The sequence below is a fragment of the Nitrosomonas eutropha genome, assembly GCF_900116685.1.
Taxonomy (GTDB): domain Bacteria; phylum Pseudomonadota; class Gammaproteobacteria; order Burkholderiales; family Nitrosomonadaceae; genus Nitrosomonas; species Nitrosomonas eutropha_A.
In genome coordinates this window covers 114,682-121,516 of the sequence record NZ_FPBL01000007.1, presented here as the reverse complement: position 1 = coordinate 121,516, position 6,835 = coordinate 114,682, and the positions used below count along the sequence as shown (strand labels likewise).

General features: G+C 46.7%; 8 protein-coding genes and 1 pseudogene. 5 read left to right on the top strand and 4 right to left on the bottom strand.

What is annotated here, in order from left to right; translation table 11 throughout:
* From BM331_RS08550 to BM331_RS08535, 4 genes and pseudogenes are all read right to left on the bottom strand, one after another.
* The coding region (locus BM331_RS08550; RefSeq protein WP_143100942.1) for an Rpn family recombination-promoting nuclease/putative transposase at positions 1 to 200 on the bottom strand (200 nt) is incomplete at its 3' end.
* Positions 201 to 210: 10 nt separating this feature from the next.
* The gene (locus BM331_RS08545; RefSeq protein WP_218154573.1) at positions 211 to 519 is read right to left on the bottom strand and encodes a hypothetical protein; all 309 of its coding nucleotides are present in this window, start codon (positions 517 to 519) and stop codon (positions 211 to 213) included.
* Positions 520 to 537: 18 nt separating this feature from the next.
* Entirely contained in the window at positions 538 to 807 is a 270-nt protein-coding gene (locus BM331_RS08540) for a hypothetical protein (RefSeq protein WP_074928858.1), read from the bottom strand.
* Positions 794 to 1,789 (bottom strand): annotated as a pseudogene (locus tag BM331_RS08535) (ATP-binding protein). The gene BM331_RS08540 and the pseudogene BM331_RS08535 overlap by 14 nt, the downstream one beginning before the upstream one ends.
* A gap of 768 nt (positions 1,790 to 2,557) precedes the next feature.
* Here BM331_RS08535 and BM331_RS12215 point away from each other — a divergent pair.
* The 5 genes from BM331_RS12215 to BM331_RS08505 all read left to right on the top strand — a co-directional run bounded on the left by BM331_RS12215 (position 2,558) and on the right by BM331_RS08505 (position 6,828).
* Positions 2,558 to 2,701: an AbrB/MazE/SpoVT family DNA-binding domain-containing protein gene (locus BM331_RS12215; RefSeq protein ID WP_256214865.1), complete on the top strand. Its 144-nt coding sequence runs from the start codon at positions 2,558 to 2,560 to the stop codon at positions 2,699 to 2,701.
* A gap of 40 nt (positions 2,702 to 2,741) precedes the next feature.
* A complete protein-coding gene (locus tag BM331_RS11440) occupies positions 2,742 to 2,993 on the top strand; it encodes a hypothetical protein (protein WP_256214864.1) in 252 nt (83 codons plus the stop codon).
* A 327-nt stretch (positions 2,994 to 3,320) separates the two neighbouring features.
* Positions 3,321 to 4,766 (top strand): mannose-1-phosphate guanylyltransferase/mannose-6-phosphate isomerase, encoded by a 1,446-nt coding sequence (locus BM331_RS08515; RefSeq protein WP_074928846.1) that lies wholly within the window; start codon positions 3,321 to 3,323, stop codon positions 4,764 to 4,766.
* Positions 4,766 to 5,563: an ABC transporter permease gene (locus BM331_RS08510; RefSeq protein ID WP_074928845.1), complete on the top strand. Its 798-nt coding sequence runs from the start codon at positions 4,766 to 4,768 to the stop codon at positions 5,561 to 5,563. The genes BM331_RS08515 and BM331_RS08510 overlap by 1 nt, the downstream gene beginning before the upstream one ends.
* A 32-nt stretch (positions 5,564 to 5,595) precedes the next feature.
* Positions 5,596 to 6,828: an ABC transporter ATP-binding protein gene (locus BM331_RS08505; RefSeq protein ID WP_074928843.1), complete on the top strand. Its 1,233-nt coding sequence runs from the start codon at positions 5,596 to 5,598 to the stop codon at positions 6,826 to 6,828.
* The last annotated feature ends 7 nt before the right edge of the window (positions 6,829 to 6,835 follow it).

Genomic DNA, 6,835 nt, shown 5'->3' with positions numbered 1-6,835 from the left:
TTGCCTTGCTTGCGGCGCAAACGCCAGATGATGTCGTCCTGGCGCTCTCTTAAGTCATCGCTGATATAGCTGCCGTTGATTTTCTCCAGTGTGGAGAAATCGAGTTCATTAACCCAGTCTTCTTTCACAAAGCCACGCAGTAGGTCTGCCACCATTTCAGCGTGGGAAAACAGCAGTTTATATCCGTGATCGTGATTCATCTCTCAGCTATCACGATTTCTCTTGAAGGCACGCAAGGCTTGGGCAGAGAACATCTAGTTGCGGCCTACGATATAGCTGGGCACCAGTTTGCCTGATTGCACATAGCGGCCGCAGTGTGGGTAACGATATCTCCAGATATTCTGCTGCTTCCGAGGCTGAGAACGGTTCCTGATGTGTTTCACAAAATACCTGCTCATGGGTGAAATCGTCCTTACGGAAGGCATTGTTTGCCAGCAGGGAAAAGAATCGAATCCGTTCAGCTTCCGGCATTCTCTTTATTTCGGCGTATAACTCTTCGGCAATTAAGGTATGGTTCATCATATTCCTCTCGGATTTTTATCGTGCTGCAAGTACTGTTTCAAAACTCAGTAACCATTCACTTGCAGAAATATGCTCCACTTCATCAGGAACACCCACCGAAGAACTAGAATATAGGCTGATCAGCAACTTTCTAGCACCAGCTTCCGCCGGGCTTAAGTTCGCAAAAGGGCGAATTTCCCTTGCTAGAGTAGTTTCATCACTGATATCCAGGCTCACCTGTACCAGCCACAGCTCCCCGCTTGGTAGTCGTGCATGAAAATCAATTTCATATTTATTTGATGTCAAAAAATAACCAACATCTGCCCCGGTTTTTATGAGCGCATGCAGCACTATCGTTTCCAGGGCGTGGCCCAAGTTTACTTTTCTGGCAGAGTCGTAAAGTGCGCACTAAAAATGCATCCTCCAAATAGCCAAGTATTTGATACAGGCTGTCTTTACTGATGGCCACACCACGCGAGCGCAAATCCCCGTGAAATTTATTGATACTGAAACTGCCAGCGGCATTGGCAAGCAACTGCTGCACCAACCAGCGCAACACTTGTGGCTGACTTAGATTATGGCGTTCAATCACATCACGTAGTAGAACAACATCAATATAACTACGCAATAAGGCCAAACGGCTGCGCTCATCAAGCCCTTGCGCTTCAGGAAAACCACCTTGCCTTAAATACTGAAGTAATTGGGCGTCAAGTTGCGAGCGAAGTGCTTTGGTTAAGCGCGCGGTACTCTTTGGCTCCGATCTCTGATGGCGCAAAAACTCACGAAAACAAAAAGGATCAACTGTTGTATCCAAGGCTCGCCCACGCATAGTGGTGGCCACTTCCCTCGGAAGCATTCTGGCAGATGAGCCTGACAAATAAAGCTGGATATTCTCGCTATCCAGTAGTCTTCGGGCAAAAGCTTCCCAATCTGGTACCACTTGGATTTCATCCAGGAAAAACACCGCACGTCTTTAGTCGCGCCATTGGGGATTCAGCTGATAAAACTCTTCCAGCACCAACTCTAAATCTTCAGCTTGCATACCCAGTAGGCGCTCATCTTCAAAGCTGAAATACAATAGACCTTCTCTTGGTATTCCCTGCTGCACATATTCAGCCAACAGCTGCCACATAAAACTGCTTTTACCTGCCTGGCGTATGCCAATAATGGCCAAAGCCTTATTCGGTACCAGTGGCCGCCAGACATCACGTAAAGTGAGCTGTGGCAAGGCCTGCGCTTGTGCATCAATAATCTTTTGGCGAATAACAGATCGGTATTTTTCTTTCATGGCGGTGCATATATTGCCCCTTTAAAAAGGACAATATAGATAAAATTCTTCCTGATTAAAAGGGTAATAAAGTGATCTGTAATATCAACAGCATGCCACCAATCTGATCGGAGAAAATAGTGGATTTATTGCCAAGCTTAAGCGCTGTAGTTTGATGTTATCCGGAATGCATCAGCGGTAGAATATGCGCAATATCGAGGTATTGTCAGGTTTGCGTGAAAAATTGATCCCAAAAAAACTACTCCATCTATGATGAATGATCACGATTTCCGTTGTCAGTTATGACCGATCAGCTTTGGTTAAATATTGATAGCAAAAACGAAGATACCAGCCATCCTTCTGCTGTATCGGGTCGCTGACGTTTTTCTGGATTGCCTCAATCCTGCGGATTTTCGCAATGACAGCGAAGAGATTTTGTAATAACAAAGATGACTGTCTTTGCGACTGCAAGCGAATTAAAGCAGGAAGTAATCCAGTATTTATTAGAAACAATAGTTCTGGATCACCACATTCAGCCACCCGTTAGAGCTAAATCCAGCACAGTGAGTCAAAAATCACGAAGAATCAGAATCAAGGATTATCGTGAAATTTTCAAGCCAAACATGTCGATACATTGACGATCTGTTGATGGCGACATATGCTTGACCTATGTTTTGGAAGAGGAGTAATACCATATTGTCTGAACGTCATGTCAGATTGTTTCGTAACGGCAAGAATCAGGCGGTGCGTATTCCTCGCGAATTCGAGCTGAATGCGTAGGAGGTAATCATGCGCCGTGAAGGTAATTGTTTGATTATTGAACCAGTATCCCGAAAAGGTTTGCTGGTGGTGTTGGCAGAGTTGACATCACTTGAGGAAAATTTTCCTGATATTGATACTAGATTGGCACTGCTGGATGACATTGGTCTATGATCTCACCGCGCTGTTCAAGCGCCTTTAGTAGTGCCGCTGCGTGATCACGATTTCTGTTGTTAGTCATGGCCAATCAGCTCTGGTTGAGCAATTCCTCAAGGATTTAGCCAGACTGGATGTTTCTATGATTACCGAGGTGTTGATTACCCTCAATATTCCTGAAGAAATTTTATTTGAACCTGATAATTTTCCCTATCCGGTTAATGTGTTGAGAAATACTGCGCCCGGGGATTTGGTGCGAATCATAATGCTGCCTTCCGGCAAGCAAAGGGAGAATGGTTCTGTGTTCTGAATCCTGATATCCATCTAGCTGAGAATCCGTTTCCAGTTTTGCTTGAGGAGATTACACGGTTTTCACCACCCTGCTAACACCCGTTCCGGAATCATTGAACCGCTACATGCCAATGTGGTAAAGTGCCGTCGGGCGAGCGGCGGCCTGTGCCGCATTTTTTCCTTCTGGTTTTCTGTTAGGCTCCATAGGCAGCGTTGTCAATTATAAAAAAGCATGGCGGTAGCGTAGAAACACTTTGAACTTGATTCCTCGCATGCAGCAACTCGCTGGTTTTGAAGTCTTTATACGCTGCTTCATATCGCAAAGCGAAAACAAACCAACTAACACATGATTATTCCCGTCATTCTTTCTGGTGGCGCAGGCACGCGCCTTTGGCCTGTCTCACGCGAGGGGCGTCCCAAACCTTTCATAAAGCTCGCTGATGGTGAGAGCCTGTTGTTTAAAACCTATCGTCGTGCAGTTGCTGTAATTAAAGCGTTAGGCTACGGTGCTGGTGAATTACTTACCATTACCAATCGTGATTATTATTTCATGAGTAAAGATGAGCTGGCGGCAGCCCAACCTGGTGAGCACCATCCTGGTGTATTCATGCTCGAACCAGCAGGCCGGAATACTGCCCCTGCCATAGCCCTGGCTGCGCACCAGGTATTGGAAAAGCATGGCCCGGACTCTGTGATGCTGGTATTGGCCGCTGACCATCTTGTCAAAGATCAATCCAGCTTTAACATGGTGATAGAAAATGCGATGGTATTGGCGCAGGATGATCGCCTGGTCACCTTTGGTATCGTGCCCACTGGCCCGGAAATTGGCTTTGGCTACATCGAAGCTGGTGAGACCTTGTTTAATGGGCGCAAAGTAGTTCGGTTCGTTGAAAAACCTTCGTTAGAAAAAGCCCAGGCTTATATCACAAGTGGCAACTTTTTCTGGAATTCCGGCATGTTCTGTTTCAAGGCTGGCGTTATTCTGGAGCAGTTGGCACAGTATGCACCAGAGGTGGCCAAGGGCGCCCAAGACTGCTGGCTCTCTCTCATGGAAAATCAGAAAATCAGTGATGCCATGCTGGAGATTCCTGCGTTACCATTTAGCAAAGTACCGGATATTTCCATTGATTACGCCGTTATGGAACGCTCCTGTCAAGTGGCCGTAATGCCTTCAAATTTTGGCTGGAGCGATATCGGATCATGGAATGCGGTGAAGGAACTCGTCGAACCTGACGAAGCCAATAATCGTGCAGTGGGGGAAGCCATTTTTGTAGACAGCCAAAACACTTTTGTGCAGAGTGAAGCCCGGCTGGTAGCTACTGTGGGAGTAGATAATCTGATGATTATCGATACGCCCGATGCCCTGCTGGTAGCTCATTCTGACAAGGCTCAGGACGTGAAAAAAGTGGTGGCGCATCTAAAAAAGGCACAGCATGATGCCTACAAACTGCATCGCACCGTGGTTCGCCCTTGGGGTACGTATACCGTGCTGGAAGAAGGAGATGGTTTCAAGATAAAGCGCATTGAAGTCAAGCCTGGCGCCAGTCTCAGCCTGCAGATGCACCATCACCGTAGCGAGCACTGGATCGTGGTTAATGGTATGGCCAAGGTGATCAATGGTGACCGGGAAATTTTTGTGAGTACCAATGAATCCACCTATATCCCTGCCGGTCACAAGCACCGCCTTGAAAACCCAGGCATTCTGGATCTGGTAATGATCGAAGTGCAAAGTGGTGAATATCTGGGTGAAGACGACATCGTCCGTTTCGAAGATCATTATGGACGCTGCTGATGGTGATGCGTATTTTTCGGCCGTTGTGGGCTTATAGAGGATTCATTCTCGGTAGCGTCAAGCGCGAATTTCAGTCCAAATATAGCAACTCTTTACTGGGTGCGGCCTGGACGATTATCCAGCCACTGGCTATGATTATCGTCTACACAGTTATTTTTTCGCAGGTGATGAAAGCCAAGCTGCCTGGTATCGATTCCACTTTTGCTTATAGTATCTACCTGTGCGCAGGGGTCATTACTTGGGGTTTGTTTGCCGAAATCACCGGACGCGCACAAAACATTTTTCTTGAACACGCCAATTTACTCAAGAAGCTCAGTTTCCCGCGGTTGTGTCTACCGATCATTGTGGTACTCAATGCTGGCCTCAACTTTTCCATTACCTTTGGCCTGTTCACCATTTTTCTGCTTGTTACCGGCAACTTTCCTGGTTGGGCCTTTCTCGCCATCTTTCCGTTGTTGTTGGTTCAGATTGCTTTCTCTATTGGATTGGGTATTACGCTTGGTGTTCTCAACGTCTTCTTTCGCGATGTTGGCCAGTTATTTAATGTTGTCCTGCAGTTCTGGTTTTGGCTTACTCCTATTGTCTATCCAGTCACCATTCTGCCCGAAACCGCCCGGCCCCTTATGGACTGGAATCCTATGGCGAGTCTAGTATCCGGGTATCAAACTATTCTAGTCAATGGTCAGTGGCCACATTGGGAGAGCCTTTGGCTGATCACTATGCTGGCAGTGGTGTTCAATGTCATCGGATTGCACCTTTTCCGCACACGAGCAGGCGAGATGGTAGACGAGTTATGAAAAGTTATTATTGATCATCTGCTAACTGAAAAATGATCACCGTTTCTAATATAGGCAAAGCCTACAAACAATACCCCACCCGCTGGTCGCGGCTGGTCGAATGGCTCGATCCGCGCGGCAAGCCTCGCTATGAGCCACACTGGGTACTACAAGATATTAATTTCACCGTTCAGCCTGGTGAGGCTGTGGGCATTATTGGGATGAATGGAGCAGGCAAAAGCACTTTGCTGAAGATTATCACCGGCACCACCCAGCCCACCACGGGCAGTGTGCGTATGCAGGGTCGAGTCGCTGCTATGCTGGAGCTTGGTATGGGCTTTCACCCTGACTTTACTGGTCGGCAGAATGCCTTTATGGCTGGACAACTGCTAGGTTACAGTATTGAGGAAATCGCTGCCCTCATGCCGAAGATCGAGGCTTTTGCTGAGATCGGTGATTATATCGACCGGCCGGTACGGGTGTATTCAAGCGGCATGCAAGTACGTCTGGCGTTTAGTGTAGCCACAGCCGTACGGCCTGATATCCTGATTGTGGATGAAGCGCTTTCAGTGGGCGATACCTACTTTCAGCACAAAAGTTTTGATCGCATCCGCGAGTTCCGTAAACAGGGAACTACCTTATTGATCGTTAGTCACGACAAACAGGCAATTCAGAGCATCTGTGATCAGGCTATTTTACTAAATGGAGGGAGACTGGCCATGCAAGGGGAGCCAGAGGCGGTAATGGATTACTACAATGCCATGCTTGCCGATCATCAGAACCAGATAGTTCGTCAATCTGAATCTGGTGATGGAAGGGTCCGTATGGATTCTGGTACCCTCGAAGCAGAAATAATTAGTATTGAAATACTGAATAAAGCAGGGCAATCCATCGAAGTTATTGCGGTAGGTGAGAGTATTCAGGTAAAACTAAATGTAAGAGTTAATACAAACATTAATGGATTAGTACTTGGTTTTGGCATAAAGGATCGTCTGGGTCAAATGATTTTTGGCACAAACACATTTCACACCAAGCAAAAGATTGAACACGCGAATGCAGGCGATATTTTGCAGTTCAATGTCCATTTTTCTGCCAATCTTGGTGTCGGGTCATTCTCGATTCACTGCTCCCTGGTGCGTAATGACAACCATGTGGAGAAAAATTACCACTGGATTGATCGTGCCAAGGTATTTGAAGTTATCAATGTTGATAAGCCATCCTTTGCCGGATGTACATGGAACGAATTGGTCTTCGATATAAAAAAATGCGAGGCCACAATTAACTAGTAGGGGA

Bases quoted from the DNA above. Each gene is read 5' to 3' on its own strand.
- BM331_RS12215 (WP_256214865.1), top strand. From the start codon at position 2,558: ATGCGCCGTGAAGGTAATTGTTTGATTATTGAACCAGTATCCCGAAAA.
- BM331_RS08515 (WP_074928846.1), top strand. From the start codon at position 3,321: ATGATTATTCCCGTCATTCTTTCTGGTGGCGCAGGCACGCGCCTTTGG.
- BM331_RS08505 (WP_074928843.1), top strand. From the start codon at position 5,596: ATGATCACCGTTTCTAATATAGGCAAAGCCTACAAACAATACCCCACC.
- BM331_RS08510 (WP_074928845.1), top strand. From the start codon at position 4,766: ATGGTGATGCGTATTTTTCGGCCGTTGTGGGCTTATAGAGGATTCATT.
- BM331_RS08545 (WP_218154573.1), bottom strand. From the start codon at position 519: ATGAACCATACCTTAATTGCCGAAGAGTTATACGCCGAAATAAAGAGA.